Annotated in this window: 25 protein-coding genes; 13 read left to right on the forward strand and 12 right to left on the reverse strand. The window is 66.3% G+C overall.

The window, feature by feature from the left end; all coding sequences use genetic code 11:
• Nucleotides 1–85: 85 nt before the first annotated feature.
• Nucleotides 86–1,366, reverse strand: a complete 1,281-nt coding sequence (gene pvdN / locus V0R62_RS23080) for a pyoverdine-tailoring periplasmic protein PvdN (RefSeq protein WP_330105365.1) — start codon at nucleotides 1,364–1,366, stop codon at nucleotides 86–88.
• The gene (gene pvdM, locus V0R62_RS23085) at nucleotides 1,359–2,732 is read right to left on the reverse strand and encodes a pyoverdine-tailoring dipeptidase-like protein PvdM (RefSeq protein ID WP_330105366.1); all 1,374 of its coding nucleotides are present in this window, start codon (nucleotides 2,730–2,732) and stop codon (nucleotides 1,359–1,361) included. Before pvdM ends, pvdN begins: the two co-directional genes overlap by 8 nt.
• Nucleotides 2,733–2,946: 214 nt before the next feature.
• Here pvdM and V0R62_RS23090 point away from each other — a divergent pair, with 214 nt between their 5' ends.
• Entirely contained in the window at nucleotides 2,947–3,393 is a 447-nt protein-coding gene (locus V0R62_RS23090) for a hypothetical protein (RefSeq protein ID WP_330105367.1), read from the forward strand.
• 51 nt (nucleotides 3,394–3,444) lie between these two features.
• Here the strand turns inward: V0R62_RS23090 and pbpG are convergent, their stop codons facing one another.
• Complete coding sequence (pbpG, locus tag V0R62_RS23095; protein ID WP_330105368.1) at nucleotides 3,445–4,371, reverse strand: D-alanyl-D-alanine endopeptidase; 927 nt, start codon at nucleotides 4,369–4,371, stop codon at nucleotides 3,445–3,447.
• 727 nt (nucleotides 4,372–5,098) lie between these two features.
• On the opposite strand from pbpG, the gene V0R62_RS23100 reads away from it, so the two are divergent.
• Entirely contained in the window at nucleotides 5,099–5,524 is a 426-nt protein-coding gene (locus V0R62_RS23100) for a GNAT family N-acetyltransferase (protein WP_330105369.1), read from the forward strand.
• Nucleotides 5,525–5,547: 23 nt separating this feature from the next.
• Here the strand turns inward: V0R62_RS23100 and V0R62_RS23105 are convergent, their stop codons facing one another.
• Nucleotides 5,548–5,862 (reverse strand): hypothetical protein, encoded by a 315-nt coding sequence (locus tag V0R62_RS23105; protein WP_330105370.1) that lies wholly within the window; start codon nucleotides 5,860–5,862, stop codon nucleotides 5,548–5,550.
• Nucleotides 5,863–6,021: 159 nt separating this feature from the next.
• On the opposite strand from V0R62_RS23105, the gene V0R62_RS23110 reads away from it, so the two are divergent.
• From V0R62_RS23110 to V0R62_RS23120, 3 genes are read left to right on the forward strand one after another with little or no spacing between them, the layout of a single operon-like run.
• On the forward strand, nucleotides 6,022–6,666 hold the full coding sequence (locus V0R62_RS23110; RefSeq protein ID WP_330105371.1) for a secretin and TonB N-terminal domain-containing protein: 645 nt from the start codon (nucleotides 6,022–6,024) through the stop codon (nucleotides 6,664–6,666).
• On the forward strand, nucleotides 6,663–7,205 hold the full coding sequence (locus V0R62_RS23115; RefSeq protein WP_330105372.1) for an RNA polymerase sigma factor: 543 nt from the start codon (nucleotides 6,663–6,665) through the stop codon (nucleotides 7,203–7,205). Before V0R62_RS23110 ends, V0R62_RS23115 begins: the two co-directional genes overlap by 4 nt.
• A gap of 29 nt (nucleotides 7,206–7,234) precedes the next feature.
• On the forward strand, nucleotides 7,235–8,137 hold the full coding sequence (locus V0R62_RS23120; RefSeq protein ID WP_330105373.1) for a FecR family protein: 903 nt from the start codon (nucleotides 7,235–7,237) through the stop codon (nucleotides 8,135–8,137).
• On the opposite strand, the gene V0R62_RS23125 is transcribed toward V0R62_RS23120, so the two are convergent.
• Both V0R62_RS23125 and gspH read right to left on the reverse strand, forming a co-directional pair.
• Complete coding sequence (locus tag V0R62_RS23125; RefSeq protein ID WP_330105374.1) at nucleotides 8,130–8,723, reverse strand: PulJ/GspJ family protein; 594 nt, start codon at nucleotides 8,721–8,723, stop codon at nucleotides 8,130–8,132. The two genes, V0R62_RS23120 and V0R62_RS23125, sit on opposite strands and share 8 nt — an antisense overlap.
• On the reverse strand, nucleotides 8,720–9,154 hold the full coding sequence (gspH, locus tag V0R62_RS23130) for a type II secretion system minor pseudopilin GspH (protein WP_330105375.1): 435 nt from the start codon (nucleotides 9,152–9,154) through the stop codon (nucleotides 8,720–8,722). Before gspH ends, V0R62_RS23125 begins: the two co-directional genes overlap by 4 nt.
• 115 nt (nucleotides 9,155–9,269) lie before the next feature.
• Here gspH and V0R62_RS23135 point away from each other — a divergent pair, with 115 nt between their 5' ends.
• Nucleotides 9,270–9,710, forward strand: coding sequence for a type II secretion system protein N (locus tag V0R62_RS23135; RefSeq protein ID WP_330105376.1), 441 nt, complete (start codon nucleotides 9,270–9,272; stop codon nucleotides 9,708–9,710).
• On the opposite strand, the gene V0R62_RS23140 is transcribed toward V0R62_RS23135, so the two are convergent.
• Complete coding sequence (locus V0R62_RS23140) at nucleotides 9,692–10,171, reverse strand: GNAT family N-acetyltransferase (RefSeq protein WP_330105377.1); 480 nt, start codon at nucleotides 10,169–10,171, stop codon at nucleotides 9,692–9,694. The genes V0R62_RS23135 and V0R62_RS23140 overlap by 19 nt on opposite strands.
• A gap of 244 nt (nucleotides 10,172–10,415) precedes the next feature.
• Between V0R62_RS23140 and V0R62_RS23145 the strand changes: the two genes are divergently transcribed.
• From V0R62_RS23145 to V0R62_RS23160, 4 genes are all read left to right on the forward strand, one after another.
• Complete coding sequence (locus V0R62_RS23145; RefSeq protein ID WP_330105378.1) at nucleotides 10,416–11,036, forward strand: LysE family translocator; 621 nt, start codon at nucleotides 10,416–10,418, stop codon at nucleotides 11,034–11,036.
• A gap of 18 nt (nucleotides 11,037–11,054) precedes the next feature.
• Entirely contained in the window at nucleotides 11,055–11,927 is an 873-nt protein-coding gene (locus V0R62_RS23150; protein WP_330105379.1) for an alpha/beta fold hydrolase, read from the forward strand.
• Between the two features lie 250 nt (nucleotides 11,928–12,177).
• Nucleotides 12,178–13,314, forward strand: coding sequence for an HlyD family secretion protein (locus V0R62_RS23155; protein ID WP_330105380.1), 1,137 nt, complete (start codon nucleotides 12,178–12,180; stop codon nucleotides 13,312–13,314).
• Entirely contained in the window at nucleotides 13,304–14,812 is a 1,509-nt protein-coding gene (locus tag V0R62_RS23160) for an MDR family MFS transporter (RefSeq protein ID WP_330105381.1), read from the forward strand. Before V0R62_RS23155 ends, V0R62_RS23160 begins: the two co-directional genes overlap by 11 nt.
• A gap of 3 nt (nucleotides 14,813–14,815) precedes the next feature.
• On the opposite strand, the gene V0R62_RS23165 is transcribed toward V0R62_RS23160, so the two are convergent.
• Nucleotides 14,816–15,421 (reverse strand): START domain-containing protein, encoded by a 606-nt coding sequence (locus V0R62_RS23165; RefSeq protein WP_330105382.1) that lies wholly within the window; start codon nucleotides 15,419–15,421, stop codon nucleotides 14,816–14,818.
• A 147-nt stretch (nucleotides 15,422–15,568) separates the two neighbouring features.
• Complete coding sequence (locus tag V0R62_RS23170; protein ID WP_028692239.1) at nucleotides 15,569–16,405, reverse strand: bifunctional allantoicase/(S)-ureidoglycine aminohydrolase; 837 nt, start codon at nucleotides 16,403–16,405, stop codon at nucleotides 15,569–15,571.
• Between the two features lie 255 nt (nucleotides 16,406–16,660).
• Here V0R62_RS23170 and V0R62_RS23175 point away from each other — a divergent pair, with 255 nt between their 5' ends.
• Nucleotides 16,661–17,569: an NHL repeat-containing protein gene (locus V0R62_RS23175; protein WP_330105383.1), complete on the forward strand. Its 909-nt coding sequence runs from the start codon at nucleotides 16,661–16,663 to the stop codon at nucleotides 17,567–17,569.
• Between the two features lie 973 nt (nucleotides 17,570–18,542).
• Complete coding sequence (gene ilvA / locus V0R62_RS23180; RefSeq protein ID WP_330105384.1) at nucleotides 18,543–20,105, forward strand: threonine ammonia-lyase, biosynthetic; 1,563 nt, start codon at nucleotides 18,543–18,545, stop codon at nucleotides 20,103–20,105.
• A 27-nt stretch (nucleotides 20,106–20,132) separates the two neighbouring features.
• Here ilvA and V0R62_RS23185 read toward each other — a convergent pair whose 3' ends face one another.
• Nucleotides 20,133–20,714, reverse strand: coding sequence for a LysE family translocator (locus tag V0R62_RS23185; protein WP_330105385.1), 582 nt, complete (start codon nucleotides 20,712–20,714; stop codon nucleotides 20,133–20,135).
• 259 nt (nucleotides 20,715–20,973) lie between these two features.
• On the opposite strand from V0R62_RS23185, the gene V0R62_RS23190 reads away from it, so the two are divergent.
• Nucleotides 20,974–22,545: a TerC family protein gene (locus tag V0R62_RS23190; protein ID WP_330105386.1), complete on the forward strand. Its 1,572-nt coding sequence runs from the start codon at nucleotides 20,974–20,976 to the stop codon at nucleotides 22,543–22,545.
• Here the strand turns inward: V0R62_RS23190 and rarD are convergent.
• On the reverse strand, nucleotides 22,508–23,395 hold the full coding sequence (gene rarD, locus V0R62_RS23195; protein ID WP_330105387.1) for an EamA family transporter RarD: 888 nt from the start codon (nucleotides 23,393–23,395) through the stop codon (nucleotides 22,508–22,510). The two genes, V0R62_RS23190 and rarD, sit on opposite strands and share 38 nt — an antisense overlap.
• A 34-nt stretch (nucleotides 23,396–23,429) precedes the next feature.
• Nucleotides 23,430–25,025 (reverse strand): EAL domain-containing protein, encoded by a 1,596-nt coding sequence (locus V0R62_RS23200; RefSeq protein WP_330105388.1) that lies wholly within the window; start codon nucleotides 25,023–25,025, stop codon nucleotides 23,430–23,432.
• Nucleotides 25,026–25,334: the final 309 nt, after the last annotated feature.

Raw genomic sequence — 25,334 nt, forward strand, 5'->3', positions numbered from 1 at the left:
CCGGCTTGGCCGGTGCCATCCTGTACGTCCGCAATCGCGGGGCAAGCCCGCTCCCACGCAGCCTTTGTCGGGCCAACGACGAGGCTTACCCGATCTGCTTACGCAACAGCGCCATGGCCCGGTCGACCTGCTGCTCGTCGTTGAGCAGGCTGGGCGCGAAGCGGATCACCGGCCCGACATCGCGGTCCACCGCATCGACCATGACCTTGTTGGCGTTCAGGTAAGCCGCCACGGCGTCGGGGTCGCGGTCCTTGATACGGAAGAAGGTGAAGCCGGCGGAGAACTCGCGGCTGGCCGGGGTCACCAGCTCGATGGCGCGGTGCTCGGCCAGGCGTGCCTTGAGGTAGTCGTTGAGTTGGTGAATGCGCGCCTGGACATCGGCCTTGCCCAGGGCCAGGTGCAGCTTGAAGGCCTCGCCCAGCGCCCAGCGGTGCTCGAAGGCGTGATAGCCGCCCGGGGTCATGATGGTGCCGAAGTCCTCGTTGCGCGAGAAAGTGGCGAAGGTCGGCGTCAGGTGCTGCATCTTTTCCGAGGCCGCGCAGATGATCCCCGTGCCCCGTGGGCCGAACATCCACTTGTGGGTGCCGGCGATGAACCAGTCGCAGTTGAAGTCGGCGAAGCGCACATTCTCCACGCCGAAACCATGCACGCCATCGACCACGTAGAGGATACGCTCGGCCTCGTCGCGGTTGCGGTTGTGCTGGCGCACCAGCTCGCCGATGGCGCCCACCGGCAGCTTGACGCCGCTGCCCGAGTGTACCCAGGTCATGCCCAGCACCCGGGTTTCGGGGCGGATGCTGCGGTCGATCAGGCTCAGCACGCGGTCGGTGGAAACCTCGCCGGGCTTGTCGAACAGGCGCAGCTTGCGTACCTGGGTGCCGTGCTGGCGCTGGCGGAATGCCAGGCAGTTGTGGGTCGAGTAGTGTTCGTGCTCGGTGGTGAGGATCTCCTGGTGCGGCGCCACCTGCAGGCCGCCGTAGATCATGCCGAGGCCCTCGGTGGTACTGCCGGTCAGGGCGATCTGGCGGGGGCGCACCTCCAGGTAGCGGCCTGCCCACTCGCGGACCTCGTCCTCACGTTTCCATTCGTACTGGCTCTCCCAGTCCATGCACAGGGCCGGGTTGCGGTCGAGGGTGGCGCGGTGGCGGTCGATCGCGTCCTGCACCGGGCGCGGATGGGCGGTGATCAGGAAGTTGGCGAAGTGCGCGACATCCGCAGCCAGGGGGAACAGTTGGCGCAGCTGGCGCCACTTGTCAGCGCCTTGCAGGGGCGGCGGCGCCGGTTCGGCGGCCAAGGCGCTGGGCAGCAAGGGCAGGCTGGCGGCCAGGGCGGCGGCCTGCTTGAGGAAGGCGCGCCGGTCAGTCATGGCGGACTTCCCGGGTGTTGGTGTCGAGCAGGGCCACCGGGTTGGCGGCTTTCTGCACCTGCCCCCATACCCGCAGGAAGTTGCCCGCCCAGAGCTTGGCGATATCGGTCTCGGAGTAGCCGCGGGTCAGCAGCTCGGCGGTGACATTGCGGATTTCGCCGACGTTCATGAACCCGCTGACGCCGCCGCCATCGTTGAAGTCGGAGCTGATGCCGACATGGTCGATGCCCATCTTCTTCACGGCGTAATCGATGGCGTCGACATATTCCTTGAGGCCGGCACGGGGCTCTTCGTCGACGATGGCATAGAGGCTGCTGGCGTACTCGCCGAAGCGCGCCTCGGGCCAGATGGCGATGATCGGATCGCCCGGCATCAGTGCGTTGGTCAGGCCTTGCAGCGGTTGCAGGTCGAAGCGTGCGCGCAGGGCCTCGAGTTTTTCCAGGGTCGGCTTGCTCAGCGGCTTGAGGTAGGTGGTGAAGGCCACCACTTGCAGCACGCCGCCGCTGTCCTTGATCAGCTGCATCTCCTTGTCGGAGAGGTTGCGCGGGATGTCCACCAGTGCCCGTGGCGCCGAGTGTGAGGCCACGAACGGGGCGCGGCTCAGGCGGGCCACGTCTTCCAGGGCCAGGGTGGACATCTGCGAGACGTCGATGATCACGCCCAGGTCGTTGAGCCGCTTGACCGCCTGTTCGCCCAGCGGTGACAGGCCGCCGAGGGCATCGGGGGTGTCGTTGAAGAACGGCAGTGGGCGCGAGGAGTCGGCCCAGGCATTGTTGCCGGTGTAGCTGAAGCCGAACATGCGCATGCCGCGCTTGCTCCACAGGTCGAGCTGCGACAGGTCGTTGCCCAGCGGGTAGGCGTTGAGCATGCTGATGAAGATGGCGAACTTGCCTTCGCCGTTCAGGCGGCGGAAGTCGTCGGGGGTGTAGGCGATGCCGACCTGGTTGGGGAAGTCACGCACGATGCCGCTGATGATCTTGTAGCGCACTTCCTGCTGGTTGCGGGCCTCGTCGACAAAGCCCGGGGTCGGGCGGTGCGGGGCGTTCGGGCCGTTCCACAGCTCGGGCCAACCGAAGATGGTCAGCGCCGCGCCCGACAAGCGGCCCTTGGCCGCCTTGGCCAGGTCGAACTGACCGCGACCGTCCTTGTCGGCCTCGTAGCCGTCGCTGCCGTAGCCCAGCGGCACGGTGACATGGCTGTCGAAGGAGAGCATGTGTTCGTGCAGGTCGTTGGCCTGCTGCACGATCGCGCGGGGATAGCCGCTGTCCTGATTCCAGAAATAGTAGCCGGCGGCTCCACCCAGGGCGGCCACCAGGGCCAGGGGCAGGCCGATGTACAGGGCTTTGCGGGAACGGGTCTTGGTCATTGCCATCTCGTTGCGGGGCTGATCGGGTCGGCCTGCCGGCAGGGCAGGGCCTGGGTATCAGGTGGACGAACGAGTGGCGGGCAAATTTACCCGCGAAGGCACGGCTAACTGCCAGAAAGATAACGTTTTCAGGCAGGCGTGGGCGGTGATTCAAGAACCGGGAATCCTGGCCGATAACCAGCCATGTAAGAATCCACCTCAAGGAAGGTATGAAATGGTCGGAATAACCGCAGCCAATATCAACATCCCCAGCGTTGCCGGGGCCACGCCTGCGACTTCATCCGCAACGTCCAACACTTTGCCTGGCACGCCCACGGTAAACGAGCGGGGCGGCCTGGTGTTCAAGAGCGATGCGTTCAAGCACGAGACCAAGGCCGAGCAGATCAACGACAGCGTTGAAAGTAACGAGGACCCGGCCATCAAGGAGCAGCGCGAGCAGATCAAGCGCCTGCAGAAGCAGCTGGCCGAAGAGCAGAAACAACTGGCCCAGTTGATGGAGCAAGCCAGGCGCGACCCGTCCAAGATGGCGGCGGTCACGGCCAAGCAGGCCAGTATCGCCACCCTCACCGGGCTGATCATGGCGGCTACCGCGCAATTGCTCGAAGCGCTGCGCCAGGCCGGGGGCACCAGCGCCGGCGGCTCGGTCAACACCCGCGCCTGAGGCGCGGGGTCAACGCTACAGGAGGCTGCCTTGCAGCCCCTGTTCAGGTCTTCAGTCCACAGCGACGCGGGCGCGGTTCTGTCGCTCGCTCTTGTACTGCATGGCTACTGCCGGCGCCGGCTTGGCCGCGCCGGTCTCCAGCCACTGACGCATGCGGCTGGCGTCGGCGAAGTGGGTGTACTTGCCGTAGGCGTCGAGAATCACCATGGCCACCGGACGGTTGTCCATCTTCGTCAGCAGCACCAGGCAATGCCCCGCTTCGTTGGTGAAGCCGGTCTTGGTCAGGGCGATGTCCCAGTTGCTCTTGTTCACCAGATGGTCGGTGTTACGGAAGCCCAGGGTGTAGTTGGGCTTGCGGAACGCCACGGTCTTCTCGCGGGTGGTCGACAACTCGCTGAGCATCGGATACTTGCGCGAGGCGATCAGCAGCTTGGCCAGGTCGTGGGCGGTGGACACGTTCAGGGTCGACAGGCCGGTCGGCTCGACGTAGCGGGTGTGGCTCATGCCCAGGCTGCGAGCCTTGGCGTTCATCGCCTTGATGAAGGCGCCATAGCCGCCGGGGTAGTGGTTGGCCAGGGTGTTGGCCGCACGGTTTTCCGACGACATCAGCGTGATCAGCAGCGTCTCGCGACGGTTCAGCTCACTGCCAAGACGCACCCGCGAGTACACGCCCTTCATCTCCGGGTTGTTGGCAATGGTCATGCTGAGCATTTCGTCCATGGGCAGCCTGGCGTCGAGCACGACCATCGCGGTCATCAACTTGGTGACCGAGGCGATGGGGCGCACGCGATCGGCGTGGCTGGCATACAGCTCCTTGTTGGTGTTGAGGTCGATCAACAGGGCGCTGCCGGAGGCCAGGTGCAGCTTGCTGGGGTCGCGCTGGACCTGGGCCGGGGGTTGTGCAGCAGCGGTCGACGGTAGGGTCGCGGTTCCTGTGAGCAACAGCAGCAGGCTGAGGATGGACAGGGAAGTTTTCACGTTGAGGCTCACTAAATGTTGGTATGTCGTTGGCTGTGCAAGGGTTTTCCCCCAAAAAACCGTTGCATTCTGGAGTATGGCTCAGCGGCTGTCGAATGCCTTATATCTAAAGGGCGCAACGTGAAGGAAATTTAATCCTGTACCAATTCTGTACCCATTACTGCAGCCTCAAGCTTGGCAAGTTCGGTCCAATCGTTCGTTGAATTCAGTCACTTGGCGTAGATGGTGATCCACTGCCTGGAGACTACTGTGGGCGCGGGATTTTTCCTGGCTCTGGCCAATTGAGCGGATCCGAAAATCGCCCCATATCCCGGACATCCATCTCCGCCTGCGTACAGCCGACTCGCCTGGCGCGTTCTTCGAGTGCCCATACTTCGCCACCCCATTGCGCGGGGCGTCCTTGCAATTTGAAAATCATTTTCAGCGCAGCCTTGGCATTGGTCGTGCCTGCGCAGTCCCAGACACGCTGCGCCTCGGATGTTGGCATTGGGGCATTTAGCGTGTGTTCAGCGCCTTCCGAGAGATGCGTGGGGGTACTGCTGCAGCCTGTCAAGGCAAGCAGCAAGAGCATGGCGGTATGGTGTCGCATGTGATTTCCAGTAATGTGGGGGTGGGACGTTCTACACGAGGTGCGCGTTCCACACCAGTAGCCCCCGTACCTGAAAGCAGTAAATTTGATCTGGCGCGTTTTGCGCCTCTTTCCATGTGGTCAACCGGACGACCTGCCATGACGCTCACCATCGACTTCACCGACCAGGCCACCAGCCTGCACCACGATGCGATCCTCAAACCCTTGCGCGCCTTCAACGACGGTGTGATCGGCTCTCCCGGCGCGGCTACCGTCGCCTGGACGCTGCGCGATCCCGCCAGCGATGAGGTGGTCGGCGGGCTGTACGCCAGGCTCGGTGGGCACTGGTTGTTCGTCGAGCTGCTGGTGGTGCCCGAGCGCATGCGCGGGCAGGGCACCGGGCGCGAGTTGATGGCCCAGGCCGAGGCCTTGGCGAGGGAGAAGGGCTGCTGTGGGATCTGGCTGGACACCTTCAGCTTCCAGGCGCCGGACTTCTACCGCAAGCTGGGGTTCGAGGTGTTTGGTGAGCTTGCCGACTTCCCGCCCGGGCATACCCGCTATTTCCTGCACAAGCGGTTGACCTGAGCCCTCCCAGGTCGCGCCTTGCATCAAGGCCTTTGCGGTACCGCCGAGCTGCCAAAGCTGTTGCCCATGCGCGTTGACGTCGCCGCCGGTGTCGCCAGCCCCATCTGGTTCGGCGCCCTGCGCTGCATCTGCCGCGCCGGATCCAGCTGTTCGCGCAGCCCCTTGGCGGCGCGCGGATCACTGCCTTGCAACTGCTGGGTCAGGCAGTCATAGGCCAGTGCCCGTGACTGGCCAACCTGCACGTCGATGCAGCCCTGGCCGTCCTTGGGCGGTTCGGCGAGCGCCGGCAAGGCGCAGGCCAGCAGCAGGGGCAGGGCGGTCAGGGGCAGGCGGTGCATGGCGGGTCTCCTGGCAATCTTCCTCGGTGCAGTCTAGCGCCCGCAGGCGTTGATCGGGGTGAAGCTTTGGTTGCCGCCGGCTGTCACCACAGCGTCATACACAGGCCCCAGGATGACGTTTCCCCGGCGACGGCGGCCAGCAAGGAGGCCCGGACAGCTGTGCGTGCATTGCTCGTGGCCGGCGCGCTGATGCTGGCCTGGTTGCTGGCGGCCCCCGGACTGCGTGGCCAGCCGTTGCTGACCCTGGATATCCCGGCGCAGGCGCTGGACCGGGCGCTGGACAGCTTCGGCCGGCAGAGCGGCCTGGCCGTGCTGGTCGACCAGGCCTTGCTCGCCGGCCAGCGTTCCAGCCAGGTTCAAGGCCGTTACCCGGCGCGCGAAGGCTTGCAGCGACTGCTGCAGGGCACCGGCCTGCAGGCGTACCACAGCGGCGCGGGCTTCACCCTGCAACCGCTGCGCCTGCGCGGCACACCCGAGCGTGGGCGCGCTGGCGGCCTGGCATCGGGCAGTTATGCGCTGGCACTGCAGCATGCGGTCGAGCGCGCCCTGTGCGCCTCGCCGTTGACCCGGCCGGGCGCTTACCGGGCGGCCTTGCAGGTGTGGATCGATGCCAGCGGCCAGCTGGTGCAGAGCCGCCTGCTGGCCTCGACCGGCGATTTCGCCCGCGACGCCGCGCTGGTCGAGCGCTTGCGCACGGTGCGCCTTGAGCAGGCGCCGCCGACATCCCTGGCGCAGCCGCTGACCCTGCTGCTGCGCCCGGAACCTATGGATTGCCCACTTTCGCAAGGAGCTGCGGCGGCATGAACAAACCTCGGGACAGTGCGCTGGTCAAGCTGTTTCTGACCTCCTACGACGCCTTCAGGGTACGCCTGAGGCGTCGGCTCGGTTCTGACGACCTAGCCAACGACGTGCTGCAGGAAACCTACCTGCGGGTGGACCGCATGGATACGACGCACGACCTGCAGCGCCCCGGCGCCTACCTGTACCGCATGGCCCTGAACGTCGCCGCCGACCGTCGCGAGGCCGACGCCCGGCTGCTCACCGGCGCCGAGATCGAGGCGCTGCTGCAGGTGGCCGAAGACCAGGACCCGGCGCGCATCGTCGGCGGCCAGCGCGAGATCCAGAACCTGCTGGGCGCGCTCTACGAACTGCCGGCCCGACGTCGGCGGATCTTCATCGCCGCCCGCCTGGAGGAGGCCTCGCACCTGGAAATCTCCCAGCGCTTCGGTATCTCCACGCGCACGGTGGAGAAGGAACTCAAGGCGGCGCTAGGGCATTGCGCGATGCGCCTGGACCGAAAAGTGTTTCAGCGGTTCGGTCCCGGCGCGGGAAAACCGTCTTGAACGATAGTCGACCTCTTCATGTGAGCCCCATGTCCCAGATTCCGCCCGATTCCGACTTGCAGCGCCAGGCCCAGGACTGGCTGCTGCGGCTGACGTCCGGCCAGGCCACCCAGGCCGATGCCCGGGCCCTGCGCCAGTGGTGCGCGCGCAGCCCGGCGCATGCCGAGGCCTTTGCCCAGGCACGCCAGCTATGGCAGCTGCTCGGGCCAGCGGCCCGGCAGGCCCGGCAGGGCGCGCCGTGGCTCGGGCGTCGGGCGCTGCTGGGTGGCGCGCTGGCGGCGTCGGTGGCGCTGGTGGTCTGGCGCGGCGGCCTGCTCGAGGAGGCCATGGCGCCGGCACCGGCGTTTGCCACCGAGGTCGGTGAGCAGCAACGGGTGGAACTGGCGCCCGGGATCGAGCTTGAGCTGAATGTGCGTACCCGGGTCAGCCGCGAGGCCGAGGGTATCGCACTGCTTGCCGGCGAGATCGAGGTGCAGGCCGATCAGCCCCTGCGGGTGCGGGCGCAGGGCGGCGTGATCAGCGCCGACCAGGCCCGTTTCAACGTGCGTGAGGACGATGAAGGTGTCTGCGTCACCTGCCTGGGTGGCGAGTTGCGCGTGGCTGTCCAGGGGCAGGTCGAGACGCTGCCGGCGGGCCGTCAGTTGCGCTATGGCGCGCAAGGCATCGGTATGCCAGAGCCGTTCGATCCGGGCCAGGTGATGGCCTGGCGCGAGCGCATGCTGGTATTTCGTGATGCGCCGCTGGCCCTGGTGATCAACGAGATCAACCGCTACCGCCCCGGCCGCCTGGTGCTGCTCAACCCCACGCTGGGGCGTCGACGGGTGCAGGCGCGGTTCAGCTTCGACCAGCTGCGCCAGGCCGCCGAACTGATCCGCGTCGCCTATGGCGCGCGCTGCCTGGAACTGCCGGGCGGCGTGGTGCTGGTCAGTTGAACGGCCCCAGTACCTGGCGGTAACGTTCCTCGCCCTGGGGGCCACGGCGGTTCAGGCGTACTTCGAGACCGGCGGGGTTGTCGTCGGCTTCGCTGGCCGGTGAGCGCCAGCCGCCCTTGGCCTGCCAGCTGCGCAGCTCGAAGGCGCTGACGTTGTCCAGCACGGCCACCGCGGCCTTGGGCGCGGGCAGCGCAAAGCGCTCGCGCAGCGGCGCGGCGGCGCGATACAGGGTGCCGCCGCGTACGTACCAGCGCACCCGTTGCAGGCCGCTACCGTCGACGGCGCCGGAGCGCACCAGCTCAAGGCGGTCGGCACGCGCGCGCACCGCGGGCAGCAATGGCTTGCCCGGCGGTTCGCGGCCGGGCAGGGGTGGTTCGACCAGTTCGACGGTGGCGCGCAGGGCCAGGTCGCGCTCCAGCTGCTGGAACACCCGCAGGATCGCCTGTTGGTCCTCGCTGGTCTCACGCACATGCCGGTCGGCGCGGCTGACACTGTCCAGCCCGCGCCAGGCGATCAGGCTGACCACCGCCATCAGCAGGATGGCGATCATCACTTCGATCAGGGTGAAGCCTGCTTGCCGGTTCATGGCTGGCTGACCCGCACCTGGCCGGCGGCGTTGCGCGCCAGTTCCATCCGCAGCGCGCCGCTACTCAGGCGCAGGGTCAGCGGCGTGCCGATCCATTCGCCATCGAGCCACACCGCGCCACGGGGCTCGCGCTGCACCTTGACCGCCTCGGCCTGCCAGCGGCGTGGCTTGAGCGGGCCGTCGGCGAGCACCCGGCCATCGGCGCGGACGAAGCGGTAGCCGTCGCGGTCGCTGTGCCAGCGCAGCGGCTGGCCATCAGCCTGGGCTTCGCTCTGCGCCAGTTCCAGCAGGCGTGCCAGGCGCTCGGCGTCGGCGCGCAGGTGCTTGCCCGGGTCGGGGCGGATGTTCAGGCTGATGGCGGCGCTGGCGATACCGACGATCACCAGCACTACCATCAGTTCGATCAGGGTGAAACCACGTTGTCTGTTCACGGGGCGCTCCTTGTCCTGCCCGACAGCTTGCCCGCGCAAGATGATCGCCGTGTGAAACAAAACCGTGAGATTAGGTCGGTATGCTTGGGCGCAGGCACACAAGGAGCGCGTGACCATGCGTATTGCCCATCCAAAGCTGTCCCCTGGCCTGTTGTTGCAGGGTTTGGGGGTGCTGGCCCTCATCGCCGGCCTGGTGACCTGGACCAGCCTGTTGCTGCAGCCCTCGCCGGGCGTAGCCTCGCTGCAGCCTGCCGAAGCCCTGGCACCTGGTGAAACGCCGGCCGGGCGTTGGTTCGCCGACCTGCCGTTGCAGGTGCAGATCCAGGTCAGCGGGGTGATGGCCGGCAGCCAGGGCGCGGTGGCCATCGTCAGCATCGACGGTGGCCCGGCGCGTGCCGTGCGTAACGGCGAGGAACTGGCCCGCGGCGTGCGCCTGGTGGCTATCGAAGACCGCGGCCTGGTGATCGAGCGCGGCGGCCAGCGCAGCCGCGTCGAGGTGCCGGTGCTGGCGCAGGCGTCGTTCTGGGGCGAGGCGCCTCAGCCTTCGGCAAACTGACGCAGACGCTCGCCGTCGAGGCGGTAGCGGATCCACTCGTCCTGCGGCTCGGCGCCCAGCGAGCGGTAGAAACCGATGGCCGGCTCGTTCCAGTCCAGCACGCTCCATTCCAGGCGACCGCAGCCATTCTCCACCGCCTCGCGGGCGATATGCCGCAGCAGCGTGCGTCCGGCACCGTCGCCGCGCTGTTGGGGCGTGACGTAGAGATCCTCGAGGTAGATGCCGTTGCGCCCCAGCCAGGTGGAGTAGCTGTAGAAATACACGGCGAAACCGATGGTCTGGCCGTCGTGCTCGCAGACCAGGCTGCGCACCGTGCTGCTCTCGTCGAACAGGCTGTGCTCGATGTCGGCGAGGGTCGCCACCACTTCGTGGCGAGCGCGCTCGTAGTCGGCCAGCTCGGTGATGAAGGTCAGGATCTGGGCGGCGTCGCCGCGAACTGCGGGGCGGATGGTCACGGGCATGGTGGGGCTTCCTTGTAATTTATGAGGTGCGTAGGCGGTCTGTAGTGTCAGGGAAGAGGAGGGAAGATCGCCAGGTGTCTGGTGAAGATTTGCCGCGCCGGTGTATCCATGGCGGCCAGCAGGCATGCATGTGGATGAAACAGAAAGTTGTATCTGCTCAATTTCACCTAACTGTACCGGTCATTCCCCCCAGCCCTCCGCTACTGTGGCCTTTCGATAATCAGAAAAGCCGGAAACCGCCGCCATGCTTGCCTCCCTCGATCTGCTCAGTGCGTTCGTCCTGTTCGCCTTCGTTTCTTCCATCACCCCCGGTCCGAACAACACCATGCTGCTGGCCTCGGGGGTCAACTTCGGCGTGCGCCGCACCATTCCCCACGCCCTGGGCATCAGTGTCGGCTTCATGGTGATGGTGCTGGCGGTGGGCCTCGGGCTGGGCGAGGTGTTCAAGGCCTGGCCGCCGCTGTACGGCATCCTGCGCTACGCGGGCGCGGCGTACCTGCTGTACCTGGCCTGGAAGATCGCCACCTCCGGGCCGATGTCCGGCGATGCCGCCAGCAGCCGCAAGCCGCTCGGGTTCTGGGGCGCCGCGGCATTCCAGTGGGTCAACCCGAAGGCCTGGGTGATGGCGATCGGGGCAATCACCACTTATACGCCGGCCCAGGGCTACGTGTTCAACGTGATCGTCATCGCCACCGTGTTCGCCCTGGTGAACCTGCCCAGCGTCGGCATCTGGGTGATGTTCGGCAGCGCCTTGCGCAACCTGCTGCGCAATCCGCGCGCGGTGGTGCTGTTCAATGTCCTGATGGCCGTGCTGCTGGTGATTTCACTGTATCCGCTGCTGTTTGTAGAATCGGCGTTTTCCTAGAGCCGATGAGTGCCGTCGATGGAGTTGATTCCCTGGTCCCATGAATGCGCCGAAGGCTTTACCCTGCGTGGATGGCGAACCCCCGCCAGTGGCAAACCGCTGCTGCATTTTCTGCATGGCAACGGCTTCTGCAGCCTGGTTTACCAACCCATGCTCATGCGCTTGGGTGAACACTTCGACCTGTGGCTGAGCGATGTGCAAGGCCATGGCGACAGTGACTACGGCGGCGCCTTTTGCGGTTGGAATCGCAGCGCGGCGCTGGCGGTGGAGGCGTTCGAGGCTGGACGCGGCGAATACGGCGATATCCCGCGTTACGCCTTGGGCCACAGTTTCGGCGGCGTGCTCACCGGCCTGATCCTGGCCAGTGAGCCGCAGTTGTTCCAACGCGCCGTGCTGCTCGACCCGGTACTGTTCAGCCGGCGCATGATCGGGGTGATGGGCGCCGCCGCCATGGTCGGCCTGCACCGTCGTCACGCCCTGGCGCGCAAGGCCGCCACCCGCCGCAGCCACTGGCCCGACCGCGAGGCGGCGCAGGCCTCGCTGCAAGGGCGGGGGATCTTCAAGGGCTGGACCGACGCTGCCTTGCAGGCCTATGTGGAGCACGCCATCGGCGATTGCGGCGAAGGCGTGGTGCTCAAGTGCCGGCCTAGCCGCGAGGTGGAGATCTTCAGTTCGTTCCCCGAGCGCATGTGGCAGCAGCTGGGCCGTATCCAGACGCCGACGCGGATTCTGTATGGGGAGCAGACCTACCCGTTCGTGCCGCACTCGGTACAGCGCCTGGCGGGGCTCAATGCGAAGGTGAGCGCGCAGCAGGTGGCGGGCGGGCATTGCTTCATGCAGGAAGACCCGCAGATGGCCGCGGAGCAGGTGCTGGCGTTCCTGCAGGATTGAAGGCAGCGGACGCCCCCCTGTAGGAGCGGCCTTGTGCCGCGAAAGGGCCGCAAGGCGGCCCCGGCGATCTTTGCATCAACGCTGCTATTCTGGGGCCGTTCCACGGCCCTTTCGCGACACAAGGCCGCTCCTACAGGTCCTCTACTCGCTGATCTGCTGTCCATTTCGCGACGATTGCTTGCCGATTCGCGAGCGAACGACAATCGCAGATTCCGTACCCTGGCGCTCCCCCCACCGGATGGAGCCCAGCATGAACCAGGCGGTCAGCCCAGATCCCCAGCACACCCTCGAACAAACCCGCGCCCGGCGCCGCCAGCGCCTGCTGCGCTTCGGCCTGGCCGGGGGACTGGGGCTGCTGGTGGCGGCCTATGGCGGCTACTGGTGGCTCGATGGCCGTTTCCTGGAGCAGACCGACGACGCCTACGTGCGCGCCGACTGGGCGCCGATCAGTGCCCGGGTCAGTGGCTATGTGGCCGAGGTGGCGGTGGCGGACAACGCCACGGTCAAGGCCGGCGACCTGCTGGTGCGCCTGGACGAACGCGACTTTCGCGATCGCCTGCGCAAGGCCGAGGCGCAACTGGCGGTTAGCGAGGCGGCGCTGCAGGTGCAACGCATGCGCCTGCGTGCCTTCGCTGCTGAGCAGGACGAGCAGGCCCACGCCATCGCCCGCGCCGACGCCGAGCGCGGCGGCAGTCGCGGCGAGGCGCAGAGGGCCGAGGCCGACTGGCAGCGCTACCAGCACCTGGCGCAATGGCAGGCGGCCAGCGTGCAGCGCATGGAGCAGGCCCGCGCCACCCGCATCCAGGCCCAGGCCATGCAGCGCGCCGCCGACGCCGAACTGGCCCGCCAGCATGCGCGCAAGGCGATGCTGGAGCAGCAGGGCAAGCAACTGGAAGCCGAATTGCTGCAGCGCCAGGCCGACCTCGACCAGGCCCGCGCCGAGGCGGACCTGGCCCGCAGCGCCCTGGCCGACACCGAAATCCGCGCGCCGTTCGACGGCGTGGTCGGCCAGCGCAAGGTGCGCCAGCAGCAGTACGTCACTCCCGGCCTGCCGCTGCTGGCGCTGGTGCCGGTGGCGCAGGCGTATGTGGTGGCCAACTTCAAGGAAACCCAGCTGGCGCAGATGCGCCCCGGCCAGCCGGTGACCCTTGAGGTGGACACCTTCGGCCAGCACTGGCACGGCACGGTGGACAGCGTCTCCCCAGGTTCCGGCGCGGTGTTCGCGCTGCTGCCGCCGGACAACGCCACCGGCAACTTCACCAAGATCGTCCAGCGTTTCCCGGTGCGCATCCACCTCGACCCGGAAGGTGACGACAGCCCACGGCTGCTGCCCGGCATGTCGGTGATCGCCACTGTCGACACCCGGCAGGCCCGCCATGAGCGCTGAGGACAACGTCTCCCTGCGCGCCTGGGTGGCGGTGATCGGCGGCCTGTTCGGCTGCTTCATGGCCGGCATGAACGTGCATGTCACCAGCGCCGCCCTGCCCGAGATCGAGGGCGCGCTGGGGGCCAGTTTCGAGGAAGGCTCGTGGATCTCCACGGCCTATCTGGTGGCCGAGATCAGCATGATCCCGCTGACCGCCTGGCTGGTGCAGGTGTTCTCCCTGCGCCGGGTGATGCTGGTGGGCTCGGCGGTGTTCCTGGTCAGCTCGGTGAGCTGCGCCATGGCCGGCAGCCTGGAGGCGATGATCAGCCTGCGGGTGATCCAGGGCGCCTCGGGCGCGGTGCTGATCCCGCTGTCGATGCAACTGATCATCACCGAGCTGCCGGCCAGCCGCCTGGCGCTGGGGATGGCGCTGTTCAGCCTGTCCAACAGCGTGGCCCAGGCCGCCGGGCCGTCGATCGGCGGCTGGCTCACCGATATGTACTCCTGGCGCTGGATCTTCCTGCTGCAGCTACCGCCGGGCGTGGCCCTGCTGGCGGCGGTGGCCTGGTCGATCAAGGGCCAGGCCGGTGATCGCAGCGCACTGCGCCAGGCCGATTGGCTGGGCATCGTCGCCATGGCGCTGGGGCTGGGGGCGTTGCAGGTGGTGCTGGAGGAGGGCGGGCGCAAGGACTGGTTCGAATCGCGCTTCATCGTCGGTTTCAGCCTCGTCGCGGTGATCGCCCTGGCGCTGTTCATCCAGCGCCAGCTGTGGGGCGCGCGGCCGTTCATCAACCTGCGCCTGCTGGGCAGCTACAACTTCGGCGTGTCGAGCCTGGCCATGGCGGTGTTCGGCGCGGCCACCTTCGGCCTGGTGTTCCTGGTACCCAACTACCTGTCGCTGGTGCAGGGCTACAGCGCCAGCGAGATCGGCAAGAGCCTGATTGCCTACGGCCTGGTCCAGCTGCTGCTGGCGCCGTTGCTGCCACGCCTGATGCGCTGGCTCAACGCCAAGCTGCTGGTGGCCAGCGGCTTCGCCATCATGGCCCTGGGTTGCTGGCTGGGATCGACGCTGACGGTAGACGCGGGCAGCAACGTGATCATCCCCTCGACCGTGGTGCGCGGCATCGGCCAGCCGCTGATCATGGTGGCGCTGTCGGTGCTGGCGGTGAAAGGCCTGGACAAGGCCCAGGCCGGCTCGGCCTCGGCGCTGATCTCGATGCTGCGCAACCTCGGCGGCGCGCTGGGCACGGCGTTGCTGACGCAACTGGTGTCGCAGCGCGAGCGCTTTCATTCGGTGCGGGTGGGCGAAGGGCTGACGCTGTTCGATGGCGCGCTGCAGCAGCGCCTGCCCGGTGGCATGGTCGACCCGCAGTCGCCACAGGTAATGCAGACCCTGGCATTGATCGACCAGAGCGTGCGTGAGCAAGCCTACCTGATGGCCTATTCGGATGCGTTCTACCTGTCGTGCGTGGCGTTGCTTGGTTGTGCGCTGGCGTCCCTGCTGCTGCGCAGTCGCTAGCCATTACGGTTGGCGCTCGGCCACGGCACGGAGGGTTTTCAGGGTGACCATCGGCGCATCCACCACGAAGCGGTTGGCCAGCCACCCCGGCACATCGCCGGCCGGGTCGGCGCGTAGCTGGTAGGTGACCTCGGTCTCGCGCTCGCCCAGCGGGCGCATGATCCACTCGCCGCTGAGCCGGCGCACGCGGATCAGCCCGGGCGCGGTCGGCACCCGTCCGGGCTCGGCGCTCAGGTGGCGGACCAGGGTGTCGTCGTCGAGGCGCTCAGTGCGGACCTTGAGCACCATGTCGCGGGGCTTGGCCGGCCAGGGCAGGGCGGTGGTGAGGTAGACCCAGGTGGTGTCGCCGTCCACCTCCAGCAGGCGCATGTTGGCGCAGGCGTACAACCATTTGCAGGCTACCCGCAGGTTCTCCTGCAGGTCGGTGAGGGTGCGCAGGCTGGCCTTGATCCGGGTGACGCCGCGGAATTGCTGATAAGGCGAGCCGTCGACGCTGCTCAGGTAGACATCGATGCCGTCTTCCTGGTGGGCGAGTTGCCAGTCATCCGCCCACGGCACGGTGCCCGGCAGCAGGAGCAGCAGGACGAACAGGGGGCGCAGGAGGGTCATGGCGGGGAGGCCGAAGGGGGGAAGGTCCGATCAGTATGGATCAAGACCTGCAGGAGGTCGTCCGTGCGGTCCCTCTGTAGGAGCGGCTTCAGCCGCGATGCAGGCAACGCGGCTGAAGCCGCTCCTACAGAGGTCAAGCAACGGGCATCAACGCTGCGGATTGAGCGTCAGGTGCACGTGACGGTTGACGTCCTTGTACAGCAGGTAGCTGAACGGACCCGGGCCGCCGGAGTAGCAGGCTTGCGGGCAGAAGGCGCGCAGCCACATGAAGTCGCCGGCCTCGACCTCGACCCAGTCCTGGTTCAGGCGGTACACCGCCTTGCCTTCCAGCACGTACAGGCCGTGTTCCATGACGTGGGTTTCGGCGAACGGAATCACCCCGCCCGGCTGGAAGGTCACGATGTTCACGTGCATGTCGTGGCGCATGTCGGCCATGTCGACGAAGCGGGTGGTGACCCAACGGCCTTCGGTGCCCGGCATCTCGATGACGGTGGCGTTGTCGCGGTGGGTGACGAACGACTCCGGAACCGGCAGGCCTTCGACCTTCTGGTAGTGCTTGCGCAGCCAGTGGAAGGTGACGTTGGCCTTGCTGTTGTTGCGCAGGCTCCAGTCGGCGCCCGGGGCCAGGAACGCGTAGCCGCCGGGAACCAGGGTGTGGTGCTTGCCTTCGACGGTGATGTCGATCTCGCCCTCGACCACGAACAGCACCGCTTCGGCGTTCGGGTCCAGCTCAGGACGCTCGCTGCCGCCTTCGGGGGCGACTTCGACGATGTACTGGGAGAAGGTCTCGGCGAAACCGGTCAGCGGGCGGGCGATGACCCACATGCGCATCTTGTCCCAGAACGGCAGGTGGCTGGTGACGATGTCACGCATCACGCCCTTGGGGATGACGGCATAGGCTTCGGTGAACATGGCACGGTCAGTCAGCAGCTCGGTCTGAGCCGGGTGCCCACCGTGAGGGGCGAAGTAGGAAGGTTTCGACATGAACGGTCTCGACTTGTTGTTCTCTCCCCATGCCTTGGACCACACCGGCCGGTGCGTGCAGGGGATGCACCGACAGCATAGGGGTGGGCCGACGCCATCTACAAATTAAATGTTGGAATACCCAGTATCCAGTTGCTGAATGTGATGACAGTGTTCTCATGGCGCGGCTGTAGGAAGTTTCTCAAGGCTTGTGGTCATGACATTTTTTTCACATCACCTTGCTAGCATCGCCAGCACTTCCCTGGAGCTGAATCGATGATGCCTGTCCTGCGCCAACGTGCCGTCCGCTTTGCCCTGGCCGCTACCGGAGGCCTGGTGGCCTGTACCTTGGGCTTCTTCGGCTGGCAGTCCTTCTACCCGGTGCAGGCCGCCGAGGGCTGGGGCGTGCAGGTGCTGCACAACTCGGTGACCCGGGCCGCTTCGCTGCTACCCCAGGCCGACGGCAGCCTGCTGGTCAGCCGCGAGCTAAACGGCGGCAAGGGCAGCATCATGCGCATCACCGCCGAGGGCGACCGGGTGGTGGTGCTCGAGGGTCTGTCCAAGCCCGATGGCATGGTCGCCGTCGACGGCGGCTGGGCGTTCAGCCAGGAGGTGGGCGGGGCGCCGGTCAGCGTGTCGCGTGATGGCCAGGTCAGCCAGCTGTTCGAGGGCAACAACGTGCAGGGCCTGTACAACGATAGCCAGCACCTCTACGCCATCGAGGACCGCAAGGGCGATGGCCGGCTGATGCGCTACGACTGGCGCAGCGGCGAGCTCGATGTGCTGCGTGCGGGGTTGACCGAGACCGAAGGGCTGACCCGTTGCACCGATGGGCGGCTGCTGTATACCGAGAAGGCCGCCGGCAAGATTCGTGCGTTCAATGCCGAAGGCGCCGATCCGGTGGTGGTCGAGGGGCTGCGTAATCCGACCTTCCTGCTTTGCGATCAGCGTGGGCTGTGGATCAGTGAGGACTCCACTCATCGGGCGCGGTTGGTGCGTATTGATGGTGATGGTACTCGGCATACGATTCTCAGCTATCTGAAGGCGCCTCAGGCTATTGTTCCGGATGGCAAGGGGGGGTATTTGCTGGCTGAAGGGGGGCGGGATCGGGTGTTGCGGTTGACGCCGCCGGTCGCGGCTAGCACGGCTCAGGCTGACGCGTTGCCTCGGGGGCCTGGGGCCTGACCTGGGGTTGTTGTTGTTGTTGTTGTTGTTGTTGTTGTTGTTGTTGTTGTTTGGTGGGTTTGGAAGTTGTATGCGCATTCATTTGCGATGTCGACGCTTATTCACCTTTCCGCCCTTACGGCGGGTTACTTTGGTCGTGGCCAAAGTAACCAAAGCCGTTGCGCTCCATTCATCCGGCCCTACGCTTCGCTCCGGGTTCCCTCACTCCGGCCTTGCTCCCGGGAGGACCGCGCTGCAGGGCCCATCCTGGGCCCCAGCGCTTGACGGGCATCCATGCCCGTCACCTCCCTCCGCAAGTCCTACGTTCGGCCTCCTGAAGTCGCGAAGTTACGAGCGGTGCCTGGACTGGCGCAGCTCTCGCTAGTTGAAACTTAACTAATCTCTCGATCGCATCGCGGGGCAAGCCCGCTCCCACGCAATAGTCGTCGCTATATAGAGCCCTGTAGGAGCGGGCTTGCCCCGCGAAAGGGCCGGGACAGCCAAGTTATAACTAATGGTCAAACAACTAACTTTTTGCTCTTGCTCTTGCTCTTGCTTCTAAGTGCGCAATAGTTCAGGCAACACCAATTGCGACTTCAGGAGCAAGAACGGAGCGAGGGAACCCCGGAGCGAAGCGTAGGGGTCGGATGAATGGAGCGGGGCAGGCCCATGGTTACTTTGGCCGCGGACGGCGAGTTAAGACCAAAGTAACCCGCCGTAAGGGCGGAAAGGTGAATAAATGTCGATATCTTCTACGAATGTGCATACATATTTTAAAACCACCTCTCTTGAAGCCAAGCCAAAGCCCCCTTGACTTCCCCCCGCCCTCAAGCTAGCTTCCCACCCCATGAACCCATTCCCGCTGCATCGCGCCCTCAGCATTATTACCGCCATTATCAGTTTGGCGGGCTAGCGCACACATGCACTGAACCCGCCCTGGAGGCGGGTTTCTTCTCTCTGACTCCTGGGCACACAAAAAAACCAGGAGTCATCGATGACCAGCCTCAACGTCACCCCGCGTACCCCGACAACGCCCCAGCAACTGCTGTCCGAGCAAGTGCGGCGGATTCTCTCGGCCCCGGTGTACGACCTGGCCATCGAAACCCCCTTGCAAGCGGCGCCGGCCCTGTCGGCCAGCCTGGGCAACCAGATCCTGCTCAAGCGCGAGGACCTGCAACCAACGTTCTCCTTCAAGATCCGCGGCGCCTACACCCGCCTGTCGCGCCTGAGCCCCGCCCAGCGCGAGCGCGGCGTCATCACCGCGTCGGCCGGCAACCATGCCCAGGGCGTGGCCCTGGCCGGTTCGCACCTGGGCATCAAGACCACCATCGTCATGCCCACCACCACCCCCTCGCTCAAGGTCGAGGGGGTGCGTTCACGGGGCGGCCATGTGGTGCTGCACGGCGAAAGCTTCCCCCACGCCCTGGCCCATGCCCTGCAACTGGCCGATCGCGACGGGGCGACCTTCGTGCCGCCGTTCGACGACCCTGACGTCATCGCCGGGCAGGGCACCGTGGCCATGGAGATCCTTCGCCAGCACCCCGGCCCGCTGCATGCGATCTTCGTCCCGGTCGGCGGCGGCGGCCTGATCGCCGGCATCGCCGCCTACGTCAAGTACCTGCGGCCCGAGGTCAAGGTGATCGGCGTCGAACCTGAGGACTCCAACTGCCTGCAGGCCGCCATGGCTGCCGGCGAGCGGGTGATCCTGCCACAGGTCGGCACCTTCGCCGATGGCGTGGCGGTGGCGCAGATCGGCGCCCACTGTTTCGAGCTGTGCCGCCACTTCGTCGACGAGGTGGTGACGGTCGGCAGCGATGAACTGTGCGCGGCGATCAAGGACATCTACGACGACACCCGCTCGATTACCGAACCCTCCGGCGCCCTGGCCGTGGCCGGCATCAAGCGCTATGTGGCCCGCGAAGGCCTGCAGGGCCAGGCCCTGGTGGCGATCGACTCCGGCGCCAACGTCAACTTCGACCGCCTGCGCCATGTGGCCGAGCGCGCCGAGCTGGGCGAGCAGCGCGAGGCGATCGTCGCCGTGACCATCCCCGAGCGCCCCGGCAGCTTCCGCGCCTTCTGCAGGGCCCTGGGCAAGCGTCAGATCACCGAGTTCAACTACCGCTACTACCCGGGCAAGGAGGCGCGCCTGTTCGTCGGCGTGCAGACCCACCCCCAGCACGACCCACGGGAGCAGTTGCTGGCCAGCCTGGGCGAGCAGGGCTACCAGGTGCTCGACCTGACCGACAACGAACTGGCCAAGCTGCACGTGCGTCACACCGTCGGCGGCCACGCGGCGCCGGGGGCCGGCGAGCGGGTGCTGCGCTTCGAATTCCCCGAACGTCCAGGAGCGTTGCTGGGCTTCCTCGAGCGCCTGGGCAAGCGCTGGAACATCAGCCTGTTCCACTACCGCAACCATGGCGCGGCGCAGGCCCGGGTATTCGCCGGGCTGGAGGTGCCGGACGACGAACTGGCCGGGCTGTCACGGGCGCTGGACGAGATGGGCTACCCGTACTGGGACGAAACGGAGAACCCGGCGTACCGGCTGTTCATGGGGTAATCATGTCGGCACTGGCAATGCCGGTCATCACAGCATCAGGTAGACCGCGCTCGCCACCAGCAACCCCGCCAGCACCCGATTGAGCAGGCGCATCCGCCATGGCTCGGCCAGGTACTGGCGGATCACGCTGCCGGCCCAGGCCCAGCTGGCTACCGACAGGAAGCAGATCGGCCCGTAGATCCAGGTGAACAGCCACAGCAACTGCTGTTCGCCGCCGGTATAGGCGCCGATCCCGGCCACCGCCGCCAGCCAGGCCTTGGGGCTCAGCCACTGCATGGCCGCGCCGTGCCAGGCGCTGGGCGCTCGCGCGGTATCATCCGTGCCCAGCCCGCCGTCGTCGCTGGCCAGCTTCCAGGCCATGTACAGCAGAAACAGCACGCCACCCCCGTGCAGCAAGCGCCCCAGCAAAGGCCAGCGCAGCAACAGCTCATGCACGCCCAGCCCCACCAGCACCAGCAGTAGGCAGAAACCCAGGGTGGCGCCGGCTACATGCCCGATGCTGGCCCGCAGACCATGGCGCGCGCCGCTGCCGAGGGCGACGATATTGACCGGGCCGGGGGAGATGGAGGCGGCCAGGGCAAAGGCCGCCATGGACAAGGTCAGGCTCATCGAAGGTTTCCTTGAAGGGAAAGGTGTGGTCATCCTGGCCGAGCCCGTGACAGGTGTATTGAACAAAAATGCCCATCGGCACCTGTTACAGCTTTTGTAATAGTTTTGCGCTATCAGAGAAATCTGCTTCGATTGTAGGATCGACATCCCTATTTTCTATCAAGGTCTATATGAGCACCTTCGCGGAGCCCCCCAGTCCCTGGCCGTCCCGGCCTTCCTTCCTGCGTCCTCGTGACGCCGCCCTCGTGAGTACCTGCTAATGGAATGGCTAGCCGACCCCACGGCCTGGCTGGGCCTGTTGACGCTTATCGTCCTCGAGCTGGTGCTGGGTATCGACAACCTGGTGTTCATCGCCATCCTCGCCGACAAACTGCCGCCGCACCAGCGCGACCGCGCCCGGGTGATCGGCCTGTCGCTGGCGCTGATCATGCGCCTGGGCCTGTTGGCCAGCATCTCGTGGATGGTGACCCTTACCGCGCCGCTGATCGAAGTGTTCGGCAAGACCTTCTCCGGCCGTGACCTGATCATGCTGTTCGGTGGTGTGTTCCTGTTGTTCAAGGCCACCATGGAGTTGCACGAACGCCTCGAGGGCCATGTCGCCCAGAGCGGCGGCGTGACCCGTCACGCGGCGTTCTGGCCGATCGTCGCGCAGATCGTGGTGCTCGACGCGGTGTTCTCGCTGGACGCGGTGATCACCGCCGTGGGCATGGTCGAGCAGCTGTCGGTGATGATGATCGCGGTGATCTTCTCCATCGGCATCATGATCGTCGCCAGCAAGCCGCTGACCCGCTTCGTCAACGCCCATCCGACGGTGATCATGCTGTGCCTGGGCTTCCTGATGATGATCGGCTTCAGCCTCACCGCCGAAGGCCTGGGCTTCCATATACCCAAGGGCTACCTGTACGCGGCCATCGGCTTCTCGCTGCTGATCGAGCTGTTCAACCAGTTGGCCCGCGCCCGCCGCAAGCGCAGCCTGCATCAGCACCGGCCATTGCGTGAGCGCACGGCCCACGCGGTGCTGCGCCTGATGGGCGGGCGCCGGGTCGAGGCCGACGAGGTGGGCGAGGAGATCGCCGACCTGGTGGCTGGTGGCGACGAGCAGGTGGTGTTCGACCGCCGTGAGCGGGTGATGATCAGCGGTGTGCTCAACCTGGCCGAGCGGCCGATCCGCACGGTGATGACGGTGCGGGCCAAGGTCGATGCCATCGACCTGTCGCAGCCGGCCGAGGCGATCACCCAGATGCTGGTCAACTCGTCGTACTCGCGCCTGCCGCTGATCCGCGACGGGCGCATCGAGGAGCCGCTGGGCTACGTGCACAAGAAGGAGCTGCTCAAGGAACTGCTGGGCGGCAACCAGCCGGCGTTGGAACACCTGGCGCGGGCGCCGTTGAACCTGCTGGAGAGCTTCAGCATCCTCAACGCCCTGGAGCAGATGCGCGCCCAGTCCACCCACATCGCCTTCGTGGTCAACGAATTCGGCGACTTTACCGGGGTGCTGACCATGACCGACATCCTCGAGTCGATTGCCGGCGAGCTGCCGGACGCGAGCGAGGTGGAGGGGCCGGGCGTGGTCGAGGAGGCAGGCGGTTTCGTGGTCAGTGGCGCCCTGAACCTGGCCCAGGTCCAGGCGCGTACCGGCTTCGCCGCTCGCGCCACCGAGGACTATCAGACCCTGGCCGGCCTGGTGATGAGCCTGCTGGACCGCCTGCCGGTGGTGGGCGATCACCTGGCCTGGAACGGCTGGACCATGACCGTGGTGGCGGTGGAGGAGCGTCGGGTGCGCCAGGTGCGCCTTACACCGAACGCCGACGCTGACGCAGCAGGTGCTTGAAGCCTTCGAGCACCAGCACCAGCACGGCGGCCCAGATCGGCAGGTAGGTCAGCCACTGGTCGGGGCCGATGGTCTCGCCCAGCAGCAGGGCCACGCCCACCAGCAGCACCGGCTCGACGTAGCTGAGCAGGCCGAACAGGCTGAACGGCAACAGACGGCTGGCCAGCACGTAGGCGATCAGGGCGCAGGCGCTGATCGCCCCGAGCAGCGGGATCAGCCCGTACAGGCCCGGGTGCTCGGCGAGGTCCGCCGCCGACAGCGGGCCCTGGATCACGAAGTACAGGGCCCACGGCAGCAGCAGGCACATGTCGCACCATAGACCGCCCAGGTGGTCGGTGCGGCAGCGTCGTCTGAGGACGAAGTAGATCGGGTAGCCGATCATCACCAGCAGGGTTTCCCAGGCAAAGCTGCCGTGCTGGTACAGTTCGTGGCCAACCCCGAGCACGGCGAAGCTCACCGCGACCTTCTGCAGGCGCGACAGGCGTTCGCCATACACCAGCCGTCCGGTCAGCACCATGGCCAGCGGCAGCAGGAAGTAGCCCATCGACACTTCCAGGCTGCGCCCATGCAGGGGCGCCCAGAGGAACAGCCACAACTGCACGCCCATCAGCCACGAGGTGCCGACCATGCCGAGCAGCAGCAGCGGCGTGCGGCGCACCCGCCCGAGCAGCTCGCCGACCCGTTTCCAGTCCTTCGAGACCAGCATGAACAGTGTCAGGCAGGGCAGGGTCAGCAGGGTGCGCCAGCCGAAGATCTCCTCGCCGTCCAGGGGCTTGAGGAAGGAGGTATAGAAGTACATCACGGCGAACAGACAGGACGCCATGACCGACGAAAGAATGCCTTTTGACACGAATGCCTCGGAAAACGGGAAGTGAGCGGGCGGATCAGCCGCGCATGATCTCAGGGGCGTTGCCCGGCGGCAACTGCGGGCTGCCCGGCTGGGCGGCCAGGGCCAGCAGCAGTTCGCCGGCGGGCATCGGCCGGGCGAACAGGTAGCCCTGCTGGAAATCCACCCCGTGGCGTGCCAGGTAGTCGCGCTGCACCTCGGTCTCCACGCCTTCGGCGACGATGCCCAGGCCCAGTTTGGCCGAGAGCTCGATGATGGTGTCGAGGATGTGCTGGGACAGGGCGTCGCCGCCGATCATGGCGACGAAGCTCTGGTCGATCTTCAGGTAGTCGACCTGGAACTGGCGCAGATAATTGAGGCTGGACTGGCCGGTGCCGAAATCGTCCAGGGCGATCATCACGCCCATGCCGTGCAGCTTCTCGAACAGTTCCAGGGTTACCGGGGTCGGCTCGATCAGCTTGCGTTCGGTCAGCTCCAGAGTCAGCACTACGCGCCCGGGCGGGAAGTGCTGGAGGAAGGTCTGGCAGTCGTCGAGCAGGCTCAGGTCGCGGCAATGGTCGGCGGTGATGTTGATGCCGACATGAAAGCCGTCCTCTAACAGCGCCGCATGCGGAGCCAGGGTCTGGGCGGTGTGCAGCATCAGGGACCGGGTCATGGCGACGATTTGGCCGCTGTGCTCGGCGTAGGGGATGAACAGGTCCGGGCGCACCAGCCCTTCGCGGGGGTGCTGCCAGCGCATCAGCACCTCGACCCCGGCCCAGCGGTAGTCGCCCTTGCGCACCACCGGCTGGAAGTACGGCACGAACTCGTCGGCGTCCAGGGCCCGGTCCAGCTCGCCGCGCGATGAGCTGGCGCGGCGGATCTGCCAGCGACAGGCGGCGCCGGCCGCCACGCCCAGCAGCAACAACAGGCTCAGCAGGGCGGGGTAGCGCGAGCGCATCAACGCAGCCTGCTTGCCTTCCTCGTAGCCGGCATGCACATCGAACGGATAACGGGTGGAGGCATATTGGGTGGCGGCGGTGGCCGCGACCGGCGGCTCGCCGTCGTGAACCTGGCCATCGCTGCCCATCCAGTGATTGCCGACATGTACCTTCAACAGGTTGTCGGCGCCGATCAGGTGCAGCGCGGTGAGCAGGTGGCGACCATCCACGGTGGTGATCGCGCCCCGGTCGCCACGGCCTTCCTGGCTGACCCGGTAGACCAGCAGGGCCTGTCCCGGGGTGACCGAGTTGCCGTTCATCAGCCACAGTTGGCCATTGGTGTAGTCCCTGGCATCCACCGGCTCGTCGAAGTCGCCGAACAGCGAGGTGCAGTACAGCCGATTGTGATCGAACAGGTTGGTCGAGCGCACGAAGGCGTTGCGCGTCACCTCGATGCGCAGGGCCAGCTGCACCTGGTCGCAAGGCAGTCCGGCCTTGGGCAGCAGCTGGTGGGCGGCGGTGGACAGGCTGTCGAGGATCGCTTCGACATGCATGCCCACTTCACGGGCCGTGGCCTGGCTGCTGGCCTGCAGTTCCTGTTCAGTCTGCCAGCGCATCACCGCCAGCCCGCACAGCAGCGGCAGCACGCCGACGCCCCAGGGCAGCAGGGCGCGCCAGCTCCAGCGGGCGGGGCGTTTGGCGGTCAAGGGCATGCGCGGGCGAACCTTCTGCGAGGCGACGGGATGCTGCTGAGAATAGCCGTTTGTCGGAACAACCTGCGAACTAAAGCGCGACAAACAAATTTACGCACTGTAGAATCGGGTTACGAATACAACAATAAGGTTCTCCGCCTCCCGGGGAATCAAGCCCGCCGAGAATGGGTCCATATGACATACCATGGGTTCAAGCTGATCATTGGTGACTTCCTGGCCCGCAGCGTGCGCGGGATCCCCTGCTCACCACCACGCCATTTCCACATCCAAAGCCTGTAATAAACCGTTTTTCGCTTATAGATGAGGACA

The organism is Pseudomonas carassii, from assembly GCF_036324045.1.
GTDB classification, from domain to species: Bacteria; Pseudomonadota; Gammaproteobacteria; order Pseudomonadales; family Pseudomonadaceae; genus Aquipseudomonas; species Aquipseudomonas peradeniyensis.

Coding starts and splice junctions, on each gene's coding strand:
- V0R62_RS23120 (WP_330105373.1), top strand. CDS start 7,235: ATGTCCCAGATTCCGCCCGATTCCGACTTGCAGCGCCAGGCCCAGGAC.
- V0R62_RS23190 (WP_330105386.1), top strand. CDS start 20,974: ATGGAATGGCTAGCCGACCCCACGGCCTGGCTGGGCCTGTTGACGCTT.
- V0R62_RS23145 (WP_330105378.1), top strand. CDS start 10,416: ATGCTTGCCTCCCTCGATCTGCTCAGTGCGTTCGTCCTGTTCGCCTTC.
- V0R62_RS23150 (WP_330105379.1), top strand. CDS start 11,055: ATGGAGTTGATTCCCTGGTCCCATGAATGCGCCGAAGGCTTTACCCTG.
- V0R62_RS23155 (WP_330105380.1), top strand. CDS start 12,178: ATGAACCAGGCGGTCAGCCCAGATCCCCAGCACACCCTCGAACAAACC.
- pvdN (WP_330105365.1), bottom strand. CDS start 1,366: ATGACTGACCGGCGCGCCTTCCTCAAGCAGGCCGCCGCCCTGGCCGCC.
- V0R62_RS23200 (WP_330105388.1), bottom strand. CDS start 25,025: ATGCCCTTGACCGCCAAACGCCCCGCCCGCTGGAGCTGGCGCGCCCTG.
- V0R62_RS23160 (WP_330105381.1), top strand. CDS start 13,304: ATGAGCGCTGAGGACAACGTCTCCCTGCGCGCCTGGGTGGCGGTGATC.
- V0R62_RS23165 (WP_330105382.1), bottom strand. CDS start 15,421: ATGACCCTCCTGCGCCCCCTGTTCGTCCTGCTGCTCCTGCTGCCGGGC.
- V0R62_RS23170 (WP_028692239.1), bottom strand. CDS start 16,405: ATGTCGAAACCTTCCTACTTCGCCCCTCACGGTGGGCACCCGGCTCAG.
- V0R62_RS23175 (WP_330105383.1), top strand. CDS start 16,661: ATGATGCCTGTCCTGCGCCAACGTGCCGTCCGCTTTGCCCTGGCCGCT.
- ilvA (WP_330105384.1), top strand. CDS start 18,543: ATGACCAGCCTCAACGTCACCCCGCGTACCCCGACAACGCCCCAGCAA.
- V0R62_RS23105 (WP_330105370.1), bottom strand. CDS start 5,862: ATGCACCGCCTGCCCCTGACCGCCCTGCCCCTGCTGCTGGCCTGCGCC.
- V0R62_RS23090 (WP_330105367.1), top strand. CDS start 2,947: ATGGTCGGAATAACCGCAGCCAATATCAACATCCCCAGCGTTGCCGGG.
- V0R62_RS23115 (WP_330105372.1), top strand. CDS start 6,663: ATGAACAAACCTCGGGACAGTGCGCTGGTCAAGCTGTTTCTGACCTCC.
- V0R62_RS23185 (WP_330105385.1), bottom strand. CDS start 20,714: ATGAGCCTGACCTTGTCCATGGCGGCCTTTGCCCTGGCCGCCTCCATC.
- V0R62_RS23140 (WP_330105377.1), bottom strand. CDS start 10,171: ATGCCCGTGACCATCCGCCCCGCAGTTCGCGGCGACGCCGCCCAGATC.
- pvdM (WP_330105366.1), bottom strand. CDS start 2,732: ATGACCAAGACCCGTTCCCGCAAAGCCCTGTACATCGGCCTGCCCCTG.
- V0R62_RS23125 (WP_330105374.1), bottom strand. CDS start 8,723: ATGAACCGGCAAGCAGGCTTCACCCTGATCGAAGTGATGATCGCCATC.
- V0R62_RS23100 (WP_330105369.1), top strand. CDS start 5,099: ATGACGCTCACCATCGACTTCACCGACCAGGCCACCAGCCTGCACCAC.
- V0R62_RS23135 (WP_330105376.1), top strand. CDS start 9,270: ATGCGTATTGCCCATCCAAAGCTGTCCCCTGGCCTGTTGTTGCAGGGT.